Source organism: Wolbachia endosymbiont of Kerria lacca (assembly GCF_051602725.1).
GTDB lineage: Bacteria > Pseudomonadota > Alphaproteobacteria > Rickettsiales > Anaplasmataceae > Wolbachia.
This window is the reverse complement of record NZ_CP192272.1, coordinates 148017-173117: the sequence shown is the minus strand read 5'-3', so window position 1 is coordinate 173117 and position 25101 is coordinate 148017. Positions and strand designations below refer to the sequence as shown.

Below are 25101 nucleotides of genomic sequence, written 5' to 3'. Positions count from 1 at the left end.
ATTTTATACCTTGATACATTTACATGCAAGTTTTCTTTAGCCCCAATTTTATAAAAACTTCCTCTTATGGCTGTAAAAATGTTATGATAAGAGCTAATTTTCATGAGTAGGGAAATACCCAAATATTACTATCTTTCACCTTTTCTCCCTTCAAATTTTTTAACCATTTCTTTTACACTTACATTCGTGGAAGGTAAATTTTTGCTGGCAAGATGGTTGATCGAAGATTTTTTATTCCCTACTGGAAATGAACGAGATTGTTTTCTCTTCACACTGATATCCGTTTGTGTTACTGAAGCAGTTTTGTTTTCAGCAGGCAACACGTTCTTTACTTGATTTCGCTCAAATCTTTCTTTTAATGCCTTTACTTTACTACTCTCGCGAGTCACTTCTTTTTTCATAGCAACTACTAGTACTTTTGGTCCATCAGCTTTTTTTGCTGATTCTTTACCATCTTGATTTTCAGATTTTAGTGGTAGTGTAGGGTTACTCTCAGCTGATTTTTCCACTACTATTTTTTGCTCTGTGCTTACTTTTTCGCCTAAATCTTTAGGCTTTGGTGGTACTACAGGTTTATCTTTTTTCGGTTCTTGTCTAATTTTTTGATTGGCAGTAAACATTTTCTCTGGTACTGGTGGTACTCTTGGTGGTTTTGGTGGTGCAAGAGATTGAAGTTGTTGTTTCTTCCTATGTTCTCTTTTTGCTTCTATATGTTCTTTAGGAATTGTTGCATAAATCGGCTCCTCTTTAATTGATTGTAGATTACGTAAATCTTTTGTTAAAGATTTACTTTTTTCCTCTTGATAATTTGATATTTCTTCATACTCAGGATCTTCGTTTAATGAACCTCCATAACCTGAATCTTCTCGCTCATATAAGAGATTTTTCTTTTGCTGTCTATTTTCTAAATTTATTCCATATGACCTATATTTATCTTGACTTCTTTCTATTCGCTCTAAATCTGAAATTTTTTGAATAACATCTGTATATTCGATTGCTGTTCTAGCAGTTGAAGGAGGCAATTTATCTTTTATAAAATTACTTATATTCCTAATCGAAACATCTCTTCCTAATATTCTATTGAATATCCTAAGAATTAATGGCTTTTTATTTGCCTTCTTTACACAATTATTCAAGTCATCACGTATAACAAGTTTAGCTACATCTTCTGCCTTATCTGTAAAACCCTCTAAAGCATGAGATAAATCTGTTACTGTTTTACCATATTGTTTCTCTGAATTCCCTAGCTTTATAGCTTTGATCAGAGAATCGAGATTTTTTTTATAATCCTCACTTTTAAATGGATCATTCATACTAATTGTAATATTTTATTGAAATATAGATCTAAAATATTAAGATCTAGTGAATATTACTTTTTTAGTTCATATATAGCTATAGTTATACGGCGATAATGCGTAGCAGAATAACGATTTCGTCATTCTAGTATCTGCTTTTACCCCTTATCTAGGTGTGTAAAAGTGAAATCTAGTTTCGCTATATAACACAGTCTCATACAAGTAGCTTCTCGATTGAGAGTTGTCTTCTGCATTGAGCTCAACATTATTTACTACTTTTTCAGTAATAATTTCGGCAAACTCAGGAGAAAGTTCTTTTGCAGAAAATGCAGCATGTACATCATTTTTAACAAAGAAACACGTAGCAAGTGCAAATACTGCTGTTGGTACATAGCACCAATATACTAAAAAAAGTTGTAGAAGCTACTAAAGTAAATATTGCTTGAAGCATAATATACTGTTTATCAATGCCAACATATTCAGCCATCAATTTTCTAATTTTGTTATTGCTGCCGTATGGCAAAAAAATATCTTAATAAAAGCTGTTACACTATTACTAGCAAGATATCAATCACGCTCTATTGGATCTACATTTTGATTTAAAATCGCCTATTTTCTTGCACCTTTTTGCCATTCATAGAATGTTAACTTTAAACCTCTTGGCTACAAATGCTCTACTTTCCCCTACATCCAATGCTTTTTTCCTTAAATCATAACTATATGCTGCTGGCATTCACATCTCCTCACTACTTTACCTATTCCATCATGTTCCGACTATTAGGAAAAGAGCTATAATTTTCAACACTAACAAAACTACTTCCTAATCTTTTACACAGCAACCTATCGAACCTCCAACTTCAGAAAAATAGTTGAAAGACAATCAAGGAAACAAACCTCTCTTCTTCATTTTGATTGGTTTCTTATTTCTCTAAAGTTTTAATGTATTCCGTTAAAGCCCTGAATCCAATGTTAGAAACTGTATCTTTTGTTATAAAGGCTATTTCCTTCAATTTTTGATGTAAACTAGGTGGCAACCTTAACACTGACTGTGCTGGCTCTGATTTTCTAACAGTAGATAAGGCTTCCTCATAAACAGATTCAATTTCCCTAATTGCTTTTAAGTCTGCTGATTCAACAATTGCCATACCTTCGCCATAGGCATCTTCAATTGCAATTCGCTGACTCAAAAAACTATCGAACCTTGTTAAGTTGTCAAAACAGCTTAAAAAAGCATCACATTTCTCAATTCCTTTTTTGGTTACAACTGGATTAGTATTTATTTGATTAAGTAGGATTCTTGCTTGAAAGTTTTTGTTACAACTTTGAGCACCGTTAACTAAGTTGCTCAGAGTGTTAAACGTCAACATATCAGCTGCAGATGGAAGAATCGGAAATATAGCTAGATTAGCTAATGATAAGGCAGCCCTTAAAGTTTCATCTACTCTTCTTGCGTCAACAATAATATCTTGATATTTGGACTGTAAAGCTTGTAGCTCATTTCTGATTACTACACCAATGTTAATTTGGCCTAACACCTTGTGAATACTGTTAATTTTCGGTAAACTTTTGTCCTTGTCTCGCAGGGATGCCCACAAGGTAGCTAGCATTAATGGGTCAAGATCATAGAGAAGGACATTTCTACCTTCCCTAGCACGCATCACCGCTATATTTGTGGCTATGGTCGTTTTACCAGTACCACCTTTTTGACCACCAACAACTATTATCATAACACACCTCGTAATATTTTAATTCACTTGGCGTCTACTAAAAAATCAACAAGGGCAGTTTACATAATCCCACTTCAATGTTCAAGAAAAAGTGCTCTGGTGCTCATTCTTTGTTTATAAATAATATTCTTGATTCAATCCTTTGCTTTCTTCTCAATATATCTACATATCAGAATAGACAGCTCATATAATACCAACATTGGAATTGCAAGCCCTACTTGGCTTAGTACATCAGGTGGAGTTAAGATTGCAGCAATAATGAAAATTACCACTATCGCAATTCTCCGTTTATTTGACAAACTTTGTGCAGTGATTAGCCCTACTCTCACCATTAAGGTTAGTATGACTGGAATTTGAAATGCAGTACCAAAAGCGAACGCGAATTGAAGAACAAGGTCTAAATATTCACTAACTGATGGCATAAACTCTATTGGTATACCGAAAGATTTACCGCTATGTTCAAAAGCAATAAAAAATTTCCAGGCTAAGGGAAATATGTAGTAGTAAACTACAGCGGCTCCCGTTACAAACAAAACAGGTGTTGCAATTAAGTATGGCAATAACACCGCCCTTTCTCTTTTATATAAGCCAGGTGCTAGAAACATATAGAATTGCCATGCAAACACAGGAAAAGAAAACAACAGTGCACTCATTATTGCAACCCTGAGATATACAAAAAACGCTTCTGTTAAGTCTGTATAGATTAGAGAAAAATCATTGCTATCTTTTGTAACTTCTATTAAAGGTGCAAGTAAAAAGCGGTATATATTTTCTTTAAAGTAGTAACAAAACCCGAAGGTAACACAAAAAAATAGAAAGCAAAAAATAACCCTTTTTCTAAGTTCCGCAAAGTGCTCATAAAATGAAGCATATTTTTGTGAGTTTTCGTTCATACTTTACAATAAAGCTATATCTAACATTCTCAGTGAAAAAGCCCATTCATTATCGTACCACGCTGCAACTCTACAGATACCACCTGTGACATATGTACCAGCTAAATCCACAATTGCACTATAAGGGTTATGGACAAAGTCTATTGAAACTAAAGGCTCGTTACATACGGAAAGCACATGATTTGCTGAATTCTTAAACATTTCATTTATTTCTCCAGCTGTTACCTTCTTATCAGTCGTAAATTTAAAATCAACCATAGAAACGTTGCTAACCGGAACTCTAATAGCAGTACCATCTAGCTTACCCTTTAACTGAGGAATGACAGAACCAATTGTTTTTGCTGCTCCAGTTGTAGTTGGCACCATAGAAAGGCCACAAGCTCTTGCCCTACGTAAGTCTCTATGGTTGCCATCAAGAATATTTTGATCATTCGTATAGGCATGTATAGTGGTCATAAAACCGCTTTTTATACCTAAATTGGAGTGTAAAACGTGTACAATCGGAGCCAGACAGTTTGTAGTACAAGAACCTGCTGAGATCACTTTATGCTCCTTTTTTAGCATATCGTTATTTACGCCGTAAACTACAGTTACATCAGCATCTGAAACTGGAGCAGAGACAATTACTCTCTCTGCATTATGCTTTGCTGCTTCCGCACGCTTGTTGAATGCACCAGTGCATTCAAGCACTACATCAACATTCCAAGGAATATTTTCAGGGCTACGTTCTCTATATAAAGAAAATTTCCTGCCATTTATAGATAGCCAATTTTCAGACTCGTTAAAATCAATATCGCCGTTAAATTTGCCATGAACAGAGTCATATTTAATCAAATGTGCATGCTGCTCAGCACTGAGCGACCCATTTACCGCCACAACTTCTATTTGCTCGCTATAGTTTTCTACTTCAAAAATAGCACGCAATACACTTCTGCCTATTCTACCAAGACCATTAATTCCTACACGAATTGTCATTTTTCCATCTTAAAAGTTTAATTATACGGAATATTGCCTGATATTTCATTCTATTCTTTTAGTTGTTAATCCTAATGTTATAATATATTGATTGACTAAAGAAACTGTATCACTTAATTAATAATGTCTAAATTTTAACTTGGAGTAGGTTATGCATGGATTACCAATGACAAATTCAGATAATCAGTATCAGCAAAGAAAAATAGAAGCATTGCAAAAAGAAAATAAAGGACTGTCAGAAAAAGTGAAAACACTACAGAAAATGTCAGTGCTGCAAAATGAAATGCTAGTAATGCTACAGTGGAAATCAATAACAGAGAAACTGCGCACAGAAATATTAAAAAAACTGCTAGAAGCACCTCAAGAAGCAGCAGCATTTCAATTAGAAGAAAGAGATGAAGATCAGCAAGTAATAGAAGACATACTGGATATGCAAGAAGAATTTGAATCTTTACAAAATTTGGAAAGTACTACTATTGAACAAACAAATATTCAAGGACAGAGCATATAGCTCTTTCCTAATCTTCAGAGTTAGCTAAGTAGCTGACTCTGAAAAGTAGATAACAATTAGGGCTTATTTTACCTTTTTTATTTAGTAAATTCCTTAATATTTCTAATTATAAAGAACCCATCAGTTATTTTTGTATTTTACGGCTAAGGATATTACTCTTTGGTATTTTATACTTTAATATATTAATATAAATCTTGATTAAGTAACTATAGTACTATATTATTTAATAATATATATTAATGTTAATTATTATGAGCTTAGAACAATTAAAAAAATTACAACAAGATTTTCTTGGAATAATTTTTCTCATACTTGCACCAGCTAGTGCAGAAGAAGAAAGAGATATGAAGGAGCGAGCATTAGAGATTATAAGTATATTAAAAGATCATATTAATGATGATATAGAAATGAATAATCTGAGAATGACAATTTTAGACTACATTGTCTTTTGTGATAGTCAAGATAACGTAAGGTTAAATAACAGATCGTTATTAGACTTAGAAGATGCCGTCAAAAGTATTGGAGGGAAAACTTCACAAGAGTTAGGGCGAGTAAATCAGATTCCACAGCAACCAAATAGTATTGGGTTAGCGGTAGCAGAAGCTACAATACAATATGAGGCGCATGTGAGAGAAATGGAAGAGAGAAATGTAAGGATTATCACCTCAATTGGAGTATTAGGTATAACAGCCTTAGGAGTTAATCTAGGAGTTAATCTTGGAAAATCAAAAGTGAGTGAAATTATTGGTGCAACACTTGGAGGACTATTATCCATGCCAATAATGGCCATGTTACCAGCATCAATAGCAGTAGCGTTAAAAAACAGTAATTCAGAGCTTAGAGAAGTAGTACAATATTCTCTTGATGCAACAAGTAAACCGTCAAGGATTGGGTTAGTAGCAGCTTTAGGAGCAGGCGCGATGATGTTAATTAACAATATAACTAGCAGCAGCACTGAAACAAATATGGAATTATTAGGCCCTGGTTTTATAGCTGCAACTGGAGCTGGAATTGGTGCTGCATTGTCAACGGCTTTAGCGAGAAGGATGTTTGCTACTATCTCCACAAATTTGGAAAGTACTACTATTGAACAAACAAATATTCAAGGACAGAGCATATAAACTTGTAATAGCTTCAAACTATTATAAATAACTTTCCCTACTTCCTTCTTTATCGTTACCCCGGGTGTTGTAAAACTGGGGTAATACCTTCCGCTACGAAAATCACCTACAAAACACAATCTTTTTATTCCCCCAAACAATTAGTTGTGAATTTAAGCAATCATATTAATATAGTAAATATTTACTTAATATACTAGTATTTACCTTGATTAAACAATTATAGTGCTGTATAATTTATGCTTAAGCTTTAATAGTGAGGTGTTGATGGACGCACAAGAATTAGAAAACTTACAGAAAAGTTCATCAACAAAATCCCAAGATGCTGGGGAGAAAACATCAGAAGAGTTGGGAAGAAATTTAAACCCGAATGAAGCCAATAATGATATATTCTAAAATCTATCAAGAATACGAGATGGACAGAGTCATTAATGAATGGTTTTATAGCCGCTGTTTCATTGGGATTTGGCTTCCTTCTAGGAAAAGCTACAAACGAAGCTGTTTCTACAAATCTGGAAAACGCTGCTGTTGAACAACCCAATGTGCAACAAACCCTACCCTTATGTATATAAAATGACAAATTTTATAACTAAAAAAGTACTTCCACATTTTCAAAGCACTGCATACAATAGAATTATATTGTAGTGCCTTATACTCATCCTGAGATATAGGAAAACAATCTATACAACATTTTAAGCTGGCTCAGAGCGCTGGCAAACCCAATACCATAATTTACAAGGAGGACTTATGAATAAGAAATTTCTCTATTCACCATTATCAATAAAAAGCATAGAAGAAAACGGAGTATTTTCTGGCTATGCGAGCGTTTTTAATATAGTTGATAAGCAAAATGATCTGATATTACCAGGAGCATTTAAGAATAACTTAAATAAAAGTCAGATAAAACTTCTTTGGCAGCACAATCCGAGCGAGCCTATAGGTAATATTACGGATATTTGCAAAAATGATATTGGTCTATATATAACTGCACATTTGCTTTTTGGTATTCAAAAAGCAGAGGAAGCATATTTAATGCTCAAAACTGGAACTATTAACGGGCTTTCGATTGGCTATATACCAATAGAGTATGATGTTGATCATGAAAGCGGAGCTCGAGTGTTAAAACAAGTGGAGCTATGGGAAGTTAGTTTGGTCACTTTCCCTGCAAATTTGGCAGCTCAGGTAATCAACGTGAAAAATCAGCACAATGAACAAGAAATGTTAGCAAGAGCAATAGAAAAAGCAAATTCTGTGCTTACGAACATGTGTATTTCTACTTAAAATCTATAAAAATTTTCACACAATTTAACATTTATGTTATTATTTATTTAATAATTATATTAATATATATAACTTCAATACTTTAAAAATTAGGTAATTTTATGCTAAATGCTAACAATAAGGTTAATTACGAACCTAAACAAAAGGAAAAAAAATATAGCTTATCCACTGTGCTTGCTTGGCTATATCTAAAAACAATTGGACGAATGTTGCCAGAAAAGTGGAATCAATGGGCAAAGAGTATCCTACATTACAATATTGCAGATAATGTGGTTCAGACTGATGATCTTTTAAATTCTAACAGAGAAAAGGAATTGAAGGATGAAAATGAGAGATTAAAAGAAAAGTTGAAAGAAGGTAGTAAGAAGGAGGAAAATCAGTTAAATTTAAATCAGGAATTAACTAAAAAAGAGAAAGAAATTACTAAACTTAAAGAACAAGTAAAATCATTAGGAGAGGAAAAAGAAATATTTGCTAAATTTTTTGCAGCACAAGCACAGCAGATTGAAGACTTAGAATTAGAAAATGAAGAGTTAAAGTCTAAACTTGCAGGACTTAAAAAGAACTATAGTGAATTGGTAAAAATTGCACAAAAAAGAGGAGAAGAATTTTTAGCACAGTTCAAGGAAAAGTCTGAGGAGATATTACATTTGCAGAAAGAATTAATTGAGTGCAGCAAAGAATTTGCAAATAAAATAGAAATGCTCTCAGTAAGGGTAGAAGAAAAAGATGGGAAAATAGGTAGTTTAACGCAATTAAATGAAAGATTAGAACAAGAGAAAAAGGAAATGGAGAATAAAAATAATGCACAACAGCAAACTATATTTACAAAAGACCAAAAAATAAAAGAGCAAGACGATTTGATAAATTCATTTCGTGAAAATAAAGATATAAATGAAACTGTGAAGAAAGATAATGAAAGCCTAAGAGCGCAAAACACAGAACTTAAGAGTAAATTTAGTAAGTTAAACAACAAGTCTGATACTAAAATAAAGCAATTAGAAAATCAACTTAAGGAGAAACAAGCAGAATTCACACAAGCTGAGGAAAAAATACTAAATTTAGAAAAAAAATTGGAAAGTGCTCAGCAACAATTAGAGCAAGAAAAGACTAATCTAAATACCATTGAAAAAAAGAAACAAGATTTAGAAAGTGAAATTAATGAATTGAAAGAACAAGCTAAGGAAAAAGATGCTGAAGTAGAGAATCTTAAACAACAATTAGAGAAAGACAAAAGTGATTCAATTAGTAAACTAAATGCTACTGAAACAGAGAAAAAAGAATTAGAAAGTAAGATTACTAGTCTACAAGAACAAGTACAGGCATTAGAAAAAAGTAAAGAGTGGGAATCAGCGGGAATAGATGATAGCTTAAAGGAAACTCATTCGAATCTGACAGAAATGTTAAAAGAAGAACTTGCAAAGCAAGAGAAGCAGATTAAGCAGTTACAAGAGGAACATAAGCAAGCAGAAAATCGATCGAAAATTGATATTACAAAACTACAGGAAGAAAATAAAGGTCTGTTAGCTGAAATAGATCAATTAAAGAGAAGCTTATCAAGCACGCCAAAGCAGTTGGAGCAACAGCAATTGTCAAATAATCAAGAACAACAAAAGTTACAAAACAAGCAAAAAGACTCTAGTAAAAAGCCAGAAGATATTAATAAAAAAACTAAAGCAGATACAAAGAGTATTTTCTCTACTTCTGGTTCTATTAAGTCAAAATTTTCAAATGGTTTCTCTAAGCTTCGTGGGAATAAGAATCTCGATAAATTTTTATCTGATCAAAATGAAAAATTGAAAAAAAGTTTTCCTGAATTTAAAGGAGAACACTTTTGCCATAACGTGCTTGAGGAAACTATAAAGTCTCTATCAAATCAAGGTGATGGTAAATTTGAAAGTGATAAGTTACTTGCACTGTTGGAAGAGAATTTGATTAAATCTGGAAGAGCGATCATAGAAACTCAAGTTAACAAAGTTGTTATAGAAGTTGGTAAAAAACATTCTATCGAACAGGTATTTTTTGTTGAAGAGTGTGCAAAAGGGTTATATTTAAATGAAGAAGATAGTAAATCAATACTAAATTCTTTCACAGATTTTTTGGCTAACAGAAATGATAGCAATAATGACTCAGTCAAAAAATTTGTTGTGCAGAAGTTAACGGAAGCTGAAATGAAATGTTTTTCAGATAAGATTCAAGGATTACAACTAGCATCAAGCATACGAGATAAATTTTTATCTCCAGATCAGAAAATGTGCGTTCAAACTTCAGAAGAAAACAATGAATACCAATTAACAAAAAAAGCTAAAGAAAAATACAAATTAACACCTAATCCTTCCATGAGTCACACTAATAGCACTCCGGTAAGTGTGAAGCAAGAAGCAAAGTCTAGATAAAACTTTTAGCATAAAGTATCAGCTCCTCCTTTGTTAAAGTGTAGGAGCTGTCTTCCCAATGTTGTCGTAGCAATTCCAAGTTTCTACCTAAACTTTTCCCTGGTTGATGACCTATAGTTATTAAATCATCACCAGATAAAGGAAATTTTGGAATGTTAAACATCTTAGCAAATGAAATATACTCATCAACATTTATTCCAGACTCAATACCACAAATCTTCATTAAGTCACAATATAATTCCTTACCAAATAAAGATATGTATTTCTTTTGCTCTTTTTCTGAAAGCTCTGTTTTAATATTGTTTGATAATAAAAATAATAGCTTTTTCTTTTGCTTATTTGAAAGACGTAAAAACTTGCTCACTTCTTCTCCAAGACTAACTCTATCTTCGGCAGTCCTAAGAAGCAAAGCTAATTTTGTTAGTGCATCGATTGTGGGATCTAGGAAAGGCGTATGGACATACGCTGAGGGTTTTGTAAGAGGTTTAGTGTTGATAAGAAGTGGTGAAGATAAAATTTCACATTTTACTTCTTTTGGAATGATTTTTTGTAAAACATCAGATTTTTGCATGCTCTTAAGTGTTGGAGCAGGATCATTGCATTCCAACAACTTAAATATTTCTTCTCTTATTCTCTCTCCAGAGAGGTTTTGAATCATGTGTGAATGCTTTTTGCACACATCCAATATTTCATCACTTAAATCTCCTATGCATATTTTAGCGTGAAAACGAAACGCTCTTAAAATACGTAGATAGTCTTCCTTAATTCTATCTTCAGCGTTACCTATAAAGTTTAACTTTCGTGCTTTTAAGTCCTGAATGCCACCAAAGTAGTCGTATATATGGCCATATTTGTCTGCATAAAGAGCATTAAACGTAAAGTCGCGCCTTGAAGCATCAGCTTGCCAATCATTAGTAAATTCTACCTTCGCATGTCTACCGTCACACTTTACATCATGCCTTAGCGTTGTAATCTCAAAGGATCTTTTATTTAAAATCGCAGTAATAGTTCCATGTTTTAAGCCAGTTGGAATAGTTTTTATATTACGGATTTTTAACGCTTTAACTGCTTGATTAGGCAGCAGATTAGTAGCAAGATCGATGTCGTGAATGTCACGCTGTAAAATTGAATCTCTAACACATCCACCAACAAGCCTTGCCTCACCACCAAATTTCTCTATGGCCTCAATAATTACACTAGTTTCGTGATCAATTTGCATTTAGGTTACACATACTGAAAATCATGTTACAAAAAATGCGAAACTTTTGCAAAAATCCTCATATAAAAATATATAGGCAGGAGAGTGGTAAAATAAGAGGGTAAAGTGATAGAGTAAGTCTACAACAAATCCAGTGCCTAGAAACTTATAAGTATAAAAGTAATGTTAAAATACAATGTTTTCGATGATTATAAAAAAGCTGGATGAGCCACTTGCATGACACCTTTGTAGCCTTCTCTTGTCATCCCAATACCTGCTCAAGTAACTGACACTGGTTCCCTTTATGATGGTGTTATCCGAGTAGCTCATCCAGATTTTTATCAGGAACGTTGATTACTCTTTATTCTTCGCCCTTCCTGCACGTTTACGTTCATTTGGATCGAGGAACTTCTTACGCAAACGTATAGATTTTGGAGTTACTTCTACCAATTCATCATCGTCTATATATGCTATCATATCCTCCAGTGTCATTATTTTTGGTGGAGTAAGCTTTATAGCTTCATCGCTACCTGAAGCTCTTACGTTTGTTAATTGCTTACCTTTAAGTACATTTATTTCTAAATCATTGTCACGACTATGCTGACCGACAATCATACCACAATATACCTTATCTTGTGGCTTAACAAACATAATTCCCCTATCTTGCAGATTGAAAATTGCATACGCTACTGCTTCGCCTTTGTCTGTTGAAATTAAAACCCCATTACGCCTTCCGGAAATTGAACCTTTATGTGGAGCATAACTGTGAAATAAACGGTTGATTATACCAGTGCCGCGAGAATCAGTTAAAAATTCTCCTTGATAGCCAATTAATCCCCTTGATGGCACTAAAAATGTCAACCTAGTTCTGCCACTACCAGAAGGTCTCATGTCAGTTACTTCACCTTTTCGAAAGCTAAGTTTTTCCATGATGATTCCACTATACTCATCATCTACATCAATTACTACTTCCTCTATAGGTTCAAGTTTTTTGCCATCTTCTTCTTTAAACAGCACTCGAGGCCGTGAAACTGAAAGTTCAAAACCTTCCCTTCTCATATTTTCAATCAGTACCCCAAGCTGCAACTCACCACGTCCACCTACTTCAAATGCTTCACCACTTGGAGCCAAAGTTACAGTAATTGCAACGTTTGTTTCTGCTTCTGCATATAAACGATCTTTTATAACAGTTGAGGTAAGTTTTGTTCCCTCTTGCCCAGCAAAAGGTGAGTCATTCACGCTTATAGTAATCGCCATTGTTGGCGGGTCAACTGGAGTTGAGCTGATCGCAGTTGTAACTTCTGGTGCTGCTATAGTGTCTGAAACTGAAGCTTTCTCAAGTCCTGCAATGGCAATGATATCACCAGCTACAGCTTGCTCTACTGGAACGCGTTTTAAGCCAGAAAATGAGAGTAACTTAGTTAATCTCCCTCGCTCAACCACTTGACCATCAAGATCAATTACCTTAAGATCTGAGTTAACTTGCGCGATTCCTTGGTAAATCTTTCCTGTCAATATTCTGCCAAGAAATTTATCAGATTCAAGTAAAGTAACTAGCATAGCAAAAGGTGCATTTTGATCATAAACGGAAGGTTTTATGTAATCTATCACCGTTGAAAATAATGGGCTTAAATCTTTTCTTTCATCAGATAGCTCCTTAGCACACCAACCATTTCTACCTGAAGCATAGAGTACTGGAAAATCTAGTTGCTCGTTGGTTGCATCAAGGTTAAAAAATAACTCATATATTTCATTTAGTACTTCATCAATTCTGCTGTCTGGTCGATCAACCTTATTGATTATCACAATCGGTTTTAAATTTGCCTTTAGTGCTTTTGACAACACAAACTTAGTCTGTGGCATTGGACCTTCTGCAGCATCAACCAGTAGTAATACACCATCTGCCATGCAGAGCACCCTTTCCACTTCTCCACCAAAATCCGCATGTCCTGGTGTATCAATGATATTGATTTTCTCATCACCCCACATTATTGACGTACATTTTGCAAGTATTGTAATCCCACGTTCACGTTCTTGATCACCACTATCCATCACTCGTTCTTGAACTTCTTGATTCTCACGAAACGTGCCACTTTGTTTTAACATGTTATCAAGTAAAGTAGTTTTTCCGTGGTCAACGTGTGCAATTATTGCAATATTGCGGATTGATTTAAATTCACTCATTTCTTATCATTTCAAATTTAATTTAATAACAAGTATACGTATAATATATTTAGAGTAAATAACTAAAGCCGTGCTTTCAGAGTATTTTAGGCAGATCATGGAACTCTAACAAAAAGGTTTCATGTTCGCTGTACTTTGTAGCAACTAACACCAAGACAAAGAAGAATCTTGCTTTAGCAGTACATTTATATAAAATTAAAATAAACTAAAGTAATCATTTAAATGCTAACAAGATTCGCTCCAAGCCCAACTGGCTACCTACATGTAGGAAACATACGCACTGCACTCATTTGTTGGATGTACACACGTAATCAAAATGGAAAATTTTTACTACGTTTTGATGATACTGATCTTGAGCGTTCAGATATCAAATATGTAGATAATATCATAGAAGACCTAAAATGGATTGGCATAAATTGGAATTCAAGTTTTAAGCAATCAGAGCGTTTTGAGCGCTATAACGAGGTGTTCTTACAGTTAATGAAAGAAGGTCATATTTATGCATGTTATGAAACAAGAGAAGAATTAGACACTAAACGAAAATTGCAATTAAAACAAGGTCTTCCCCCTGTTTACGATAAAGGTGCGTTGCTTTTAACTGAGCAAGAGAAAATTCGTTATGAGCAAGAAGGACGAAAACCACATTTCAGATTTAAATTGGATAGAAATAAAACTGTAAAATGGAATGATGAAGTTAAAGGCGAAATAAATATTGCAACAATTCATATCAGCGATCCTGTAGTAAAAAGAGAAGATGGAATTTATACGTACATGCTACCTTCTGTTATTGATGACATTGACTTTAATGTAACCCATGTTGTACGTGGGGAAGATCATGTAACTAATACCGTAGTTCAGATTCAAATGATTCAAGCATTAAAAGCGAAAATTCCTATCTTTGCCCACCTTCCCTTACTACACTTTGATGATAGCAAAATATCGAAACGGAAAGGCGGGCTGGATATTAAGTCCATAAGAGAAGATGAGATTGAATCAATGGCGCTAACTAGCTATTTAGCAAAGCTTGGAACATCTGATCCGATAGAAGCTTATATTGATATGCAGTCTTTAATTGACTCATTTGATATCAAAAAATTTAGTTCAGCATCTTTACAATTCAGCTTGAGTGAAATGTATAAGCTAAATAGCAAAGTGCTACAACAAATGCCATTTGAAATGGTGCAAGATCGTTTAAGTCAAATTGGCTCAGAGTTTTGGTATTTTATAAGGAGTAATATAGAAAAGTTTTCTGAAGTGGCCAAATGGTGGAAAATATGCAAATTTGGTATAGAACCTGTGGTTCTTAATAAAGAGTTTATAAAAATAGCGCTAAGCACATTACCTCAAGGTGATTGTAATGAAAACACATTATCAGAGTGGGTTAAAAATATTCGACAGACAATTGATATAAAGGCAAAAGATCTATTTATGCAGTTGCGCCTCGCTTTAACAGGAACAGAAACAGGTCCAGAACTCGCTAAATTATTAATTTTTATCGGTAGAGAGAGCATTATTGCAAGGTTAGAAGAAAGCCAAAGAATTATACAAAAGGTTTAAATGCACCGAATGTATTTTGAATGACACCAATAAGCATTGTTCAGGAAATGTGAAAATATTAGATTTCTTGTCATTCCAGTTTCTGCTCCTGTCATTCAAGTAGCTAACACTGGAATGGCTTTGTTGCACCACTCAAGGAAAGAACAGGCAGTTACTGATGGAATTTGTTATAAAATAGATATTTAGCCGACAAAGGAAAAATATGCCAATAAGAATGAAAGTCAGTAACTGCAATGAATATAACAAATTTCTTCAAGAAAGGGGAAATGTTTTTCATTATATCAACGATGCCATTGAAAATTGGTACGAAAATAGTCCAAAAGTAGCAGGTGGCAACAATGTCTACAGCGACAAAGTAGTGATTCTAATTCACATAATAACCTATCTATTCAGGATTGGTCTTAGGCAAACAGTGGGATTTATAGAGAAATATCTTGAGCAAATAGGGAAAATTTTGCAAATTATCAGCTATTCGCAGGCTTCAAGAAGGTTTAAAAAGCTTAATATCAAAATCAACGACTGCAGAGTTGATAAGAACGATATGGAAGATATTGAAATTGCTATAGATAGTACAGGTATCAGCATCTACAATAATATTCCAGGCCATAGTAAGGCAAATGGTACAGATAGAAAGTATCGCCGCTATGAGCAAACAAGAAAGCTACATGTAATGCTAGGCTCTGTGAACAAAATTTTAGACCAGCCATATAAGTGCTCCAACAAAATTTAAAAATCCCATAAATACTACAGCAGTCTTGTCAAAGCGAGAGAAGATGCGCCTAAAATGCTTTATTTTACCAAAGAAACACTCAATCAGATGGCGCTCTTTATAGACATGTTTGTCATACTCTCTCTGCATTTTTCGGTTTCGTTTTGGTGGAATCACAACTTTGCAACCTTTACTTTTAAGATTGGTAATAAAAGTATTACTGTCATAGCCTTTATCTGCCACTATAGTCGAGTTTGAGATATTTTCTGTTAAAGCTTCAGCTTGTGTAATGTCGTTTCTTTGTCCAGGAGTAAGCATAAATTTCAAAGGATTTCCCAGCGCATCGACAAGTGCATGAATTTTTGTAGAAAAGCCACCTCTACTGCGTCCTAAAGCCTCTTGACCTCCGGAGTTTTTCTTATATCCAGCCGAACAAGCGTGAGCACGAATAATCGTTCCATCTATCATGTGCACTTCTAAATCTGGATCTTGTGTATATTTGTACAGCCTTTTCCAAATTCCCTTTTCACACCACTTTTTAAACCTTCTATGTATGCTCCTGTAATTGCCGTAAATCTCTGCCAAAAGTCTCCACTGACAACCACTGCGAACTATGTACCAAACTGCTTCCACAAATATTCTCAACCTTTTTTCATTTTTGCTGTGTATTCCTTTGATTCCTTTTAAGAATTCAAAAATTTGTTTCCATTTTGTTTCTTGTATGTAATATACCATTGGTAGTTTCTCTGTTATTCACAGTTAAACTACCTCTTTTTCCTCTTCTCTCCTACTTCTTCTCTACTTTTTTCTCGCAGAAAAATTTTGTTCACAGAGCCTAGAGATAGGTAGTAAAAAAGTTATAGCTGCAAAATACAGTAGTGGAGTTTATTCCGACCACTATGGAGCCTGTGATCTTATTGAAAGAGTGGATACCAAGTATAACATAAGCACGATATATGCAGATAGGGCATATAATCGAAAGAAGTTATACAAACTGTGCGATGAGCTTGACATAAAGACAAGGATTCCTCCGCAAAATAATGCAGTAGAGCATCCAAAGTTGGATTATATGAATGAGAGAAATTCTACAATCAAGCTCATAAAGTCATATGATGAAGATGGTATGAAGAGGTGGAAAAAAGAGATAAATTATTGGAAGAGATCTTATATAGAAAGTTTTTTCTCGCGACTGAAGCAAATATTTGGATTTAGTTTTAGGAATAAATCTGAGATTAATCGTGAGAAGGAACTGCTACTCAAGTGTTATTTGCTTAACAAATTTACTGAAATAGGCATGGCTAAGTTTGATATAGCTTCATGAATTTATTATACATTACCCACTATCCGAAGAGCTGTGCAACAAAGCCCACTGGAATCCATAATCTCGCCAAAACGTTGTATTTTAAAATAACTTCTATACATATCCCATATTTCTGGATCCCAGTGGGCTTTGTTGCATAACACTTCATGTAGTGGTGATTTACGACAAATTCATGTAACTATTTCAAATTTAGCCATGCCTATTTCAGTAAATTTGTTAAGCAAATAACACTTGAGTAGCAGTTCCTTCTCACGATTAATCTCAGATTTATTCCTAAAACTAAATCCAAATATTTGCTTCAGTCGCGAGAAAAAACTTTCTATATAAGATCTTTTTCCGTAGTTTATTTGCCTTTTCCACATCTTTATATTATCTTTATCATATGACTTTATTAGTCTAATTGCAGCATTTCTCTCTGCCATATAGTCTAACTTTGGATGCTCTACTGCATTATTTTGCAGAGGAATTTTTGTCTTTATCCCAAGTTCATTGCACAATTTATATAATTTCTTTCGGTTATATGCCCTATCTCCATACAGTGTGCTTATATTGAGCTTCAACTCTTTCAATAAGATCACAGGTTCCGTAATGATCAGAATAAACTCCTCTACTATATTTTGCAGCTATGACTTTTTTGCTACCTATCTCCAGCATTACATGCAGCTTTCTTACCTGTTTATAACTGCGATACTTCGCTATTTTCCTTACTGTGACCAGGGGTATTATCTGATACTTGTACTATCTATGGCAATTTCAATACCTTCCGTATCATTTTTGTTAACTCTACAGTCACTGATCTTAATATTGAGTTTTCTAAACCTCCTTGAAGCTTGTGAATAGCTGATAATCTGCAAATTTTTTCCTATTTGCTGCAAATACCCTTCTATAAACCCTACCGTTTGTCTTAAGCCAATTCTAAAGAGATTAGCGACTATATGCACTAAAATCACAACTTTATCGCTATAAATATAGTTGCCACCAGCCATTTTTGGACCTTTTTCGTACCAATTCTCAATTGCTTCATTAATAAAATGAAAAATATTTCCCCTCTCTTGGAGAAATTTGTTATATTCATGGCAGTTACTGACTCTCATTTTTTGTGACATATTTTTCTTTCGTAGGTTAAATGCTTGTCTTATAGTGAATTTTGTCAGTAACTGCTAGCTCTTTTTACTTGAGTGATGCAACAAAGCCATCCCAGTGTCAGCTACTTTCATGACAACATTTAGTTGTTTTTTCTCGTCTACCTTATTTTACTACTCTGCTGAACGAATAACACCAATAGTTAATCTCATGCTGAAAGATCATTTTATGGTCCAAGTCAGTTCTTTTACAAGTCACTTCCAAGCTCATCAAATTTTCTAAGATCTTCTTAAGTTCTGAAAGTTGCAAACTTTTCAAATGAGATTTAAAACTCTGCAATTGTTTGAAGAACAATGGAGGACTCAGCTGGTCAATTGCAGCTTGTTCATTCATTCCATTTTGTATTAACAGCAAAACGCTTTCTAGCCGTAGAAAATAATTTGATATAATACGGATTAATGCTATCGGTGAAAAATTCTCTTGTAATATCAATACATCGGAAATTTTGATGAATTGTCCCATGTCTTTACTCACTATTGCAGAGCACAGATTATCAAGTGTAACATAATCATTGCCGGAGGTTGAAAAGCATAGATCTATATCAGCAAGTTTAAGATCTTTTCTTTTTCCTAGATATAAAACTAATTTTTCAAGCTCTGAATATATAGGCAGTTTGCTATGATTAAAATAAGACTGCAAGTGGTAGATTATCTCACTTGTGCACTCTATATCATTTTGTTTCAAGTAACTTGATATAATATCACAAAGATTACTACCGCTGTCCTTATAGCAGGTAATGACACCGAAAATTTTTGAGCTTTCCATATAACTTTTAGTTGTAGAACTATATGGAAGATCATTTGCTATCATTACTATATAATGATCGCCTATATTATGATCCAATATGTTTCTTAACTCTTTAGATATACTTCCACTGACATTTATCAGCTTAACTAACCTTTTTTTAGTAAACATCGAAATGTTTGCCAACTCGGAAAATAACAAGCCAGGCGACTTATTCACTACTGCAAAATCCATCACCTGAACTGAATACTCATTCAAGTTGGCAACTATTTCCTGTACAAAAATATCGACCTTACTATTGTCACTCCCATGAATTAATACACCACTTAAAGTATCGGGTTTCTCAAGGAATTTTTTAACTTTAGATGGCGTGATTCTCATGCCATCTATATTATATTATCACTATTTGGTGGTACATCATTTGATTGCACATCAGTTTCCAACAATTCTGAGCTTTCTTGATTTGCTGTATTCTGCATATCATCAGACACTTCTTTCTTTCCCGTAACATAATTATAAAAATTTTTTATAGGCTGTCCTATATATCTAGAAAAAAATCCTTCGGCCATATCTTTCACTCCACAAATTAACAATTAGCACATAAAAACAACGTAGCAAAAACTACTTTACGCTCAGATAGTTACACTCATTTGTTAATGAATTATGAACTTCCGAGACCAAAATTAAGTCGATCTACTTAACACCAATCTTATAAAATAAGCAATGATTAAATACACAGCTGCGATAAGTATAATTGCAGGTCCAGTTAATAAGTCAAAACTTGCAGATAATATCAAACCTGATACTCCAGAAATCACAGAAAAAACTGTTGCAACAATAATCATTTGCATTGGAGTTTTTGAAATGAGTCTTGCTGATGCAGCAGGTATTAACAAAAATGCAGCAATGAGTAATATTCCTATTAATTGAGCAGAAATTGCAATAAAGATAGCGAGTATAATCAAAAATTCTAGCCTAACAAAATTAACATTTACTTTCTCAACTGTTGCCAAATCTTGATTAATCGAAATCATCAGCCAATAGCGCCATCTAAATATTAATATCAAAGTAACTATTACGGAGGTTAGAAAAATTGATATTATATTACTTTGGTCAATCATTAATATGTCACCAAAAAGTGAGCTAATAATACTATTATTACCTGATGGAAGAAAAGACATAAGTATTAAACTCGATGATAAAACTACATTGGTAACTATGTTCAATATCGTATCAGCAGAGTATAATTTATTAAAATTAAGAGAAAGTAGTATAGCAAACATAATTGCAATGAGCATTATACTTACCGATGGGCTGATATTAAAGATCAAAGCAAGTGCAATACCAAGCAATGAAGAATGGGACAAACTATCACCCAAATACGATAACCTTTGCCATATCATAAATGACCCTAGAGCTCCTGTGACTAGGCTAATCATAATTACCGCAATTAGACTGTTTATAAAAAAACTCTGTGTAAATATCTCTAACATGCTATCAGATAACTGACAACAAATCTATCTTCAGATATTAAAACGTTATGGGTTCTGCATGCAGAACCCGTCGTCATAAATTCAAAATTTAAATTCTTTTGCTCCATAAGATAAGACTTCATTGAACAATCGCGTATCTTACCAGTACCTATTATCAAAATCTCTATTTCCTCTGTTAAAAAAGATTTAAAATACTCCTTGTTATTTATATCACTTTCTTTCAATTCAATCACCTTTTCAGGAAAAATTATAATTGAGCCATGATATTCTTGATTATTTACCCAAAATCTTTCTTCCCTGTAACCATCTATAAGATTTTTCTTCTTGGAAATTAAGGGCATAAATCAAACCATTAATTCCGTGTCGCACACCCACCATTCTGGATATTCCTTTTTGATATTTGCCGCTGCAGCTTTTGCACTTTCTTCACTATCAAACATTCCAAAACACCCTACACCACTACCTGACATACGAGAAAGTATAGAGCCTTCTTGTGACTCTAGTGTTGATATTACATTCTGAATTTCAGGTACAAGACTTATTGCTGCTTCTTGCAGGTCATTTTTTGTCTCTTTAAGAAGCTCTAACAAATTCTCCTCAGTGTTATCACTCCACTTAATTGGCTGAGAGAAATCCTCTTTATACTTGGAAAATACTTCTGATGTATTCAAAAACTTTTTTTTCGGTTTCACAAGTACCAGACTTGTGGGTAAAGAGCATTGTTTAATGGGGCATAATTCCTCACCAACACCTCTGACAAAAACTGGCTTACTATCTATACTTGCAGGTACATCAGCACCAACGCTTAAAGCTATATCATTTAAAAATTGCCTATCAATGTTCCAAAGCTCTCCCAGCATGCGTATCACAGCTCCAGCATCTGAGGAACCACTACCAAATCCCGCAGCAATTGGTACATTTTTTACAACCTTCACAGTGACTTTAGTGCGTACAGGAGCATGCCTAAGCAGTAGACTCACTGCTCTCGTTATAGTATTATATCGATAATTTATTCTAAACTCAGAATTTACAAATTCAACTGTAGAGTTATCATATCTAAAGTTTTTTTCTCCTACTTTTATCTCTAAAAAATTAGAAAGTTTAGCAAAGACAACCAAACTTTCAATTAAATGATACCCTCTTTCTTCTCTATTTATAATATGTAAAAAAAGATTGATCTTTGCAGGAGCCTTTACACAAAAACTTTCCATCTGTATATCTTCACTAACACTATCTTATTTACTATACTTGAAATGCCACTTCAGTCAAACTTTATACACTCCTAATGAGATCAAATGCCATAAATCCTAACTTCTCTGTATGGGTAAGTGCATCAGCTGGTACAGGTAAAACAAAGATCTTAATAGACAGAGTATTAAGACTTCTATTAGAGAATAAGAGAAATATTCTCTGCTTAACATTCACCAATGCTGCAGCAAATGAAATGGAGGATCGCATTTACAGTACACTTAGTAAGTGGGCAATATATCCAGAGGGTATATTGGTCGCAGATTTAGAACAATTAGCCCAGTGTGTAACCAGAGAAAATAAAGATTATTTAACAAGAGCAAGAAGGCTTTTTTCTGAACTGGAAAATCTTGGTCTTAATATTCAAACTATACACGCCTTTTGTTACAAATTAATCTCCAGCTTTCCTACAGAAGCTGGTATCGCTCCAAATTGTACGTTGAGCGAATGTAAAGAATTGCATTCCATCATATTTGAAAAAACGCTTCATAATGAAACTGTGCAGGACGATATAAATATCATTGCAGCTGAATTTGATGAAAACAAGCTGAGTGATTTGCTCTATACCTTATGTATAAAGAGATCAGCTCTAGAAAATAATTTAGGGTATATCAAAGATAAACTAAGTGCCCCAGATAAGATTCACGATTTACAGAGTGAAACGATTGAGCAGATAAAAAGATTAGCTAAAATATTAAGTGAGGGCAGCAAAAGAGATCAGAGTTACAGTGCGATACTTTATGATTGGTGTAATAGCAGAAAATCGTCCGTACCAAATGTTGTCATCCAAGTAGCTGACACTGGGATCCAGAAAAAAAGAAATATGGATCCCAGTGTCAGCTACTTGGATGACAACAAGATAGAGAACTTAGCTAAAGTATTTCTCAAATCAGAATCGTACGAAAAAAAGAGCATATCATCCATTATAACAAAGGGTGCTTTGGAAAAATTTGAAGACGTAGAGCAAATGATAGAAAGCATTCAAAATGCATTGTTTACCCATGTAAAGGACATAAATTCTTATCAAATATTCGGAAGAACCAGTAGTTTACTTAGTATATTTAAAGTATATGTTGATCTATATAATAGTGAAAAATCAAAGAATGCACTGCTTGATTATGATGATATCATCAATTTAGCAACAAATCTCCTTAGCAATCCAGGCTATAAAGATTGGATATTGTTTAATCTAGATCAAAAAATAGACCACATTCTTGTTGATGAGGCGCAAGACAATAGTATCAGTCAATGGAAAATTATAACAAATCTCTGGAATGAATTTTTTACCGGTGGTGACGAAAAGAGAACTTTATTCGTTGTTGGGGATGTAAAACAATCCATTTACAGATTTCAAGGAGCAAATCCCCATCTATTTAATTACATGCAGCAATATTTTCACACGAAAACCGGTGGCAGAGATTGGGTATCATGTCAACTTGAAAAGTCATTTCGCTCAACTCCAGAAGTTTTGATGCTTGTAGACAGAATATTTAACAATTTTCGTGAAGAAATATCTTTCAATGATAACAAGATAAAACATATTCCATATAGAGAAAACGATCAAGGATACATTGAAATTTGGCCGTTACTGCCAGGATATGAAGAGGAAGAGCAGCAAGCCTTACAAATTCATTTAACACAGAGGAAAGATTATGTAGTAAAGGATCGATTACTTGCTCAGGCAATAGCCCAAAGAATTCACAATTGGTTAAACGAAGGGCGGATTTTAGTCGCCAAAGATCGTCATATAGAACCAAGGGATATTATGATTTTGGTACGGCAGCGAAATGTGTTAGTTGATTACATAATAAGTGAACTAAAAAAAGTAAATGTACCAGTTATAGGCCGAGATTATTTTAGAATTATGGATTACATAGCTGTGCAGGACTTAATAGCTTTAGCTGAATTTTTGCTCCTCCAGGCAAATGATCTTGCTCTTGCAAATGTTTTAAAATCACCGCTATTTAACTTCACTGAGGATGATTTATTCAATATTGCATACAATCGTAAAGAACAGTCGTTGTGGGAAAAACTTCAAGATTATCAGGAGATTATCTCTAATGAATTAAACTATCTAATTAATTTATCTCAGACAAAATCCCCCCTTACACTATTCACTCATATATTGCGCACAGGCAGGAAGAAATTTGCTGCAAGGCTAGGTCTTGAGTGCTTCGAGATTCTAGACGAATTTATGAACCTCGTATTGCAATTTGAGCACCCATCTCTTCAAGCATTTGTTCAGTGGATCAAAGAAAATAATCCTGAGATTAAAAACGATATGCAATCAAAACTCAATGCTGTACGAATAATGACAATTCATAAATCAAAAGGTCTACAAGCTCCAATAGTGTTTTTAGTTGACACAAATACGGTACCAAGAAACAGCGAAAATATTTTGTTTGATGCAACGGAAGCACCATTTTGGTGTGGCAAAAATAGTAATGCTTATTGTAATCAAGTAAAAAGAGAGAAAAAACTAGAGGATTATAACGAATATTTGCGTTTGCTGTACGTGGCACTTACGCGTGCTGAAGATGAGTTATACATTTTAGGCAAAGAGCCAGTGCAAAAGGGCTCTTGGTATGATCTAGTTATTCAATATGGAGCATTATATGAGAGGAAAAAACTATACTTACAGCCGATATTTAAAGAAAAAGTTGAAGTGCTATGCATGAATGCAAACTACCCTTCTATTTATAAAAAACGTGATTATTTTGATGTTCCAGTGATTTCACCTCCATCAAACCTATCAATGTCATTGCAGCACGTAACGCTGGAACCTGGAGAAAAAAAGCCAGTGTCAAGCACTGGGATGACAGATGAGAATGCTGGAATGACAAAAAGGAGCATTGGGACGACAGACAGCTATGCAAGAGGCTTAATAATTCACAGTATATTGCAATATATGCCCAAGATAGAGAAAGACAGGAGAAAAAATTGGGTTAGGAAATATCTTGATAGCATAAACACTAGTGAAGATAAGGATGAAATTTACAGCAAAATATTAACCTTTAATGAAAAATATGATTACCTGTTCGACTTGGAGGGCAAATCAGAAATTCCACTTAGTGGAACAATTGACGGAAAACCAGTATTAGTGCGGCTAGACAGACTGTGCATAACAGAAGACAAAGCAATCATAATTGACTATAAATCACACCATAACGTTTCTATTTCCTCATCAAATGAAATAAAAAAGCAAATGTTGATCTATAAAACCTTAGTGCAAGAAGTCTACCCAGATAAGCAGGTAGAGTGCGTGGTTATTTGGATGGAAGATTTAACCTTACAATCTTTGATCTAAA

The 25101-nt window shown here is 34.0% G+C and carries 21 protein-coding genes and 4 pseudogenes; 11 read left to right on the top strand and 14 right to left on the bottom strand.

The genetic code is table 11. The features are described 5' to 3' along the window. Positions 1-128 precede the first annotated feature (128 nt). The gene (locus tag ACQ4M0_RS00835; RefSeq protein ID WP_438456466.1) at positions 129-1313 is read right to left on the bottom strand and encodes a hypothetical protein; all 1185 of its coding nucleotides are present in this window, start codon (positions 1311-1313) and stop codon (positions 129-131) included. A gap of 235 nt (positions 1314-1548) precedes the next feature. Here ACQ4M0_RS00835 and ACQ4M0_RS00830 point away from each other — a divergent pair, with 235 nt between their 5' ends. Beyond that, on the top strand, positions 1549-1689 hold the full coding sequence (locus ACQ4M0_RS00830) for a hypothetical protein (RefSeq protein ID WP_264336140.1): 141 nt from the start codon (positions 1549-1551) through the stop codon (positions 1687-1689). Between the two features lie 186 nt (positions 1690-1875). Here the strand turns inward: ACQ4M0_RS00830 and ACQ4M0_RS00825 are convergent. The 4 genes and pseudogenes from ACQ4M0_RS00825 to gap form a co-directional block, all read right to left on the bottom strand. Continuing rightward, positions 1876-2028: pseudogene (locus ACQ4M0_RS00825) on the bottom strand (IS630-like element ISWpi11 family transposase); the annotation flags it as partial. A 187-nt stretch (positions 2029-2215) separates the two neighbouring features. Then, a complete protein-coding gene (locus ACQ4M0_RS00820; RefSeq protein WP_438456465.1) occupies positions 2216-3022 on the bottom strand; it encodes an AAA family ATPase in 807 nt (268 codons plus the stop codon). Positions 3023-3156: 134 nt separating this feature from the next. After that, positions 3157-3915: a twin-arginine translocase subunit TatC gene (gene tatC / locus ACQ4M0_RS00815; RefSeq protein WP_007302699.1), complete on the bottom strand. Its 759-nt coding sequence runs from the start codon at positions 3913-3915 to the stop codon at positions 3157-3159. A 3-nt stretch (positions 3916-3918) separates the two neighbouring features. Further along, on the bottom strand, positions 3919-4890 hold the full coding sequence (gap, locus tag ACQ4M0_RS00810) for a type I glyceraldehyde-3-phosphate dehydrogenase (protein ID WP_438456464.1): 972 nt from the start codon (positions 4888-4890) through the stop codon (positions 3919-3921). Positions 4891-5041: 151 nt separating this feature from the next. On the opposite strand from gap, the gene ACQ4M0_RS00805 reads away from it, so the two are divergent. The 5 genes from ACQ4M0_RS00805 (at position 5042) to ACQ4M0_RS00785 (ending at position 10196) form a co-directional block, all read left to right on the top strand. Beyond that, complete coding sequence (locus ACQ4M0_RS00805) at positions 5042-5401, top strand: hypothetical protein (protein WP_019236364.1); 360 nt, start codon at positions 5042-5044, stop codon at positions 5399-5401. A gap of 251 nt (positions 5402-5652) precedes the next feature. Further along, a complete protein-coding gene (locus tag ACQ4M0_RS00800) occupies positions 5653-6522 on the top strand; it encodes a hypothetical protein (protein ID WP_438456463.1) in 870 nt (289 codons plus the stop codon). Positions 6523-6786: 264 nt separating this feature from the next. Next, the gene (locus tag ACQ4M0_RS00795; RefSeq protein ID WP_019078577.1) at positions 6787-6915 is read left to right on the top strand and encodes a hypothetical protein; all 129 of its coding nucleotides are present in this window, start codon (positions 6787-6789) and stop codon (positions 6913-6915) included. A 351-nt stretch (positions 6916-7266) separates the two neighbouring features. Beyond that, positions 7267-7800, top strand: coding sequence for an HK97 family phage prohead protease (locus tag ACQ4M0_RS00790; protein WP_438456462.1), 534 nt, complete (start codon positions 7267-7269; stop codon positions 7798-7800). 101 nt (positions 7801-7901) lie between these two features. Further along, complete coding sequence (locus tag ACQ4M0_RS00785) at positions 7902-10196, top strand: hypothetical protein (protein WP_438456461.1); 2295 nt, start codon at positions 7902-7904, stop codon at positions 10194-10196. On the opposite strand, the gene ACQ4M0_RS00780 is transcribed toward ACQ4M0_RS00785, so the two are convergent. Both ACQ4M0_RS00780 and typA read right to left on the bottom strand, forming a co-directional pair. Continuing rightward, positions 10189-11415: a CCA tRNA nucleotidyltransferase gene (locus ACQ4M0_RS00780; protein ID WP_438456460.1), complete on the bottom strand. Its 1227-nt coding sequence runs from the start codon at positions 11413-11415 to the stop codon at positions 10189-10191. The genes ACQ4M0_RS00785 and ACQ4M0_RS00780 overlap by 8 nt on opposite strands. 333 nt (positions 11416-11748) lie before the next feature. Continuing rightward, positions 11749-13578: a translational GTPase TypA gene (typA, locus tag ACQ4M0_RS00775; protein WP_007302691.1), complete on the bottom strand. Its 1830-nt coding sequence runs from the start codon at positions 13576-13578 to the stop codon at positions 11749-11751. A 222-nt stretch (positions 13579-13800) separates the two neighbouring features. On the opposite strand from typA, the gene gltX reads away from it, so the two are divergent. The 3 genes and pseudogenes from gltX to ACQ4M0_RS00760 all read left to right on the top strand — a co-directional run. Further along, entirely contained in the window at positions 13801-15135 is a 1335-nt protein-coding gene (gene gltX / locus ACQ4M0_RS00770) for a glutamate--tRNA ligase (protein WP_438456459.1), read from the top strand. A 36-nt stretch (positions 15136-15171) separates the two neighbouring features. Next, the gene (locus ACQ4M0_RS00765) at positions 15172-15321 is read left to right on the top strand and encodes a hypothetical protein (RefSeq protein ID WP_438456458.1); all 150 of its coding nucleotides are present in this window, start codon (positions 15172-15174) and stop codon (positions 15319-15321) included. Positions 15322-15337: 16 nt separating this feature from the next. Continuing rightward, a pseudogene (locus ACQ4M0_RS00760) lies at positions 15338-15811 on the top strand (transposase); the annotation flags it as partial. A gap of 18 nt (positions 15812-15829) precedes the next feature. Here the strand turns inward: ACQ4M0_RS00760 and ACQ4M0_RS00755 are convergent. Continuing rightward, on the bottom strand, positions 15830-16579 hold the full coding sequence (locus ACQ4M0_RS00755; RefSeq protein WP_438456254.1) for an IS5 family transposase: 750 nt from the start codon (positions 16577-16579) through the stop codon (positions 15830-15832). 100 nt (positions 16580-16679) lie between these two features. Here ACQ4M0_RS00755 and ACQ4M0_RS00750 point away from each other — a divergent pair. Continuing rightward, positions 16680-17165: pseudogene (locus ACQ4M0_RS00750) on the top strand (transposase); the annotation flags it as partial. Positions 17166-17335: 170 nt separating this feature from the next. Here ACQ4M0_RS00750 and ACQ4M0_RS00745 read toward each other — a convergent pair. The 6 genes and pseudogenes from ACQ4M0_RS00745 to ACQ4M0_RS00720 all read right to left on the bottom strand — a co-directional run bounded on the left by ACQ4M0_RS00745 (position 17336) and on the right by ACQ4M0_RS00720 (position 21756). After that, positions 17336-18271 (bottom strand): annotated as a pseudogene (locus tag ACQ4M0_RS00745) (IS5 family transposase). Between the two features lie 142 nt (positions 18272-18413). Then, positions 18414-19433, bottom strand: coding sequence for a DNA polymerase III subunit delta (gene holA / locus ACQ4M0_RS00740; RefSeq protein ID WP_438456457.1), 1020 nt, complete (start codon positions 19431-19433; stop codon positions 18414-18416). 5 nt (positions 19434-19438) lie between these two features. After that, positions 19439-19621, bottom strand: coding sequence for a hypothetical protein (locus ACQ4M0_RS00735; protein WP_007302688.1), 183 nt, complete (start codon positions 19619-19621; stop codon positions 19439-19441). Between the two features lie 114 nt (positions 19622-19735). After that, a complete protein-coding gene (locus tag ACQ4M0_RS00730; protein WP_015588476.1) occupies positions 19736-20545 on the bottom strand; it encodes a metal ABC transporter permease in 810 nt (269 codons plus the stop codon). Further along, complete coding sequence (locus tag ACQ4M0_RS00725) at positions 20539-20886, bottom strand: Mth938-like domain-containing protein (protein ID WP_007302686.1); 348 nt, start codon at positions 20884-20886, stop codon at positions 20539-20541. Before ACQ4M0_RS00725 ends, ACQ4M0_RS00730 begins: the two co-directional genes overlap by 7 nt. Positions 20887-20889: 3 nt before the next feature. Next, complete coding sequence (locus tag ACQ4M0_RS00720) at positions 20890-21756, bottom strand: 4-(cytidine 5'-diphospho)-2-C-methyl-D-erythritol kinase (protein ID WP_007302685.1); 867 nt, start codon at positions 21754-21756, stop codon at positions 20890-20892. Positions 21757-21830: 74 nt separating this feature from the next. Here ACQ4M0_RS00720 and ACQ4M0_RS00715 point away from each other — a divergent pair, with 74 nt between their 5' ends. Further along, the gene (locus ACQ4M0_RS00715) at positions 21831-25100 is read left to right on the top strand and encodes a UvrD-helicase domain-containing protein (protein WP_438456456.1); all 3270 of its coding nucleotides are present in this window, start codon (positions 21831-21833) and stop codon (positions 25098-25100) included. The last annotated feature ends 1 nt before the right edge of the window (position 25101 follow it).

Bases quoted from the DNA above. Each gene is read 5' to 3' on its own strand.
- ACQ4M0_RS00835 (WP_438456466.1), bottom strand. From the start codon at position 1,313: ATGAATGATCCATTTAAAAGTGAGGATTATAAAAAAAATCTCGATTCT.
- ACQ4M0_RS00820 (WP_438456465.1), bottom strand. From the start codon at position 3,022: ATGATAATAGTTGTTGGTGGTCAAAAAGGTGGTACTGGTAAAACGACC.
- tatC (WP_007302699.1), bottom strand. From the start codon at position 3,915: ATGAACGAAAACTCACAAAAATATGCTTCATTTTATGAGCACTTTGCG.
- gap (WP_438456464.1), bottom strand. From the start codon at position 4,890: ATGACAATTCGTGTAGGAATTAATGGTCTTGGTAGAATAGGCAGAAGT.
- ACQ4M0_RS00805 (WP_019236364.1), top strand. From the start codon at position 5,042: ATGCATGGATTACCAATGACAAATTCAGATAATCAGTATCAGCAAAGA.
- ACQ4M0_RS00800 (WP_438456463.1), top strand. From the start codon at position 5,653: ATGAGCTTAGAACAATTAAAAAAATTACAACAAGATTTTCTTGGAATA.
- ACQ4M0_RS00795 (WP_019078577.1), top strand. From the start codon at position 6,787: ATGGACGCACAAGAATTAGAAAACTTACAGAAAAGTTCATCAACAAAA.
- ACQ4M0_RS00790 (WP_438456462.1), top strand. From the start codon at position 7,267: ATGAATAAGAAATTTCTCTATTCACCATTATCAATAAAAAGCATAGAA.
- ACQ4M0_RS00785 (WP_438456461.1), top strand. From the start codon at position 7,902: ATGCTAAATGCTAACAATAAGGTTAATTACGAACCTAAACAAAAGGAA.
- ACQ4M0_RS00780 (WP_438456460.1), bottom strand. From the start codon at position 11,415: ATGCAAATTGATCACGAAACTAGTGTAATTATTGAGGCCATAGAGAAA.
- typA (WP_007302691.1), bottom strand. From the start codon at position 13,578: ATGAGTGAATTTAAATCAATCCGCAATATTGCAATAATTGCACACGTT.
- gltX (WP_438456459.1), top strand. From the start codon at position 13,801: ATGCTAACAAGATTCGCTCCAAGCCCAACTGGCTACCTACATGTAGGA.
- ACQ4M0_RS00755 (WP_438456254.1), bottom strand. From the start codon at position 16,579: ATGGTATATTACATACAAGAAACAAAATGGAAACAAATTTTTGAATTC.
- holA (WP_438456457.1), bottom strand. From the start codon at position 19,433: ATGAGAATCACGCCATCTAAAGTTAAAAAATTCCTTGAGAAACCCGAT.
- ACQ4M0_RS00735 (WP_007302688.1), bottom strand. From the start codon at position 19,621: ATGGCCGAAGGATTTTTTTCTAGATATATAGGACAGCCTATAAAAAAT.
- ACQ4M0_RS00730 (WP_015588476.1), bottom strand. From the start codon at position 20,545: ATGTTAGAGATATTTACACAGAGTTTTTTTATAAACAGTCTAATTGCG.
- ACQ4M0_RS00725 (WP_007302686.1), bottom strand. From the start codon at position 20,886: ATGCCCTTAATTTCCAAGAAGAAAAATCTTATAGATGGTTACAGGGAA.
- ACQ4M0_RS00720 (WP_007302685.1), bottom strand. From the start codon at position 21,756: ATGGAAAGTTTTTGTGTAAAGGCTCCTGCAAAGATCAATCTTTTTTTA.
- ACQ4M0_RS00715 (WP_438456456.1), top strand. From the start codon at position 21,831: ATGAGATCAAATGCCATAAATCCTAACTTCTCTGTATGGGTAAGTGCA.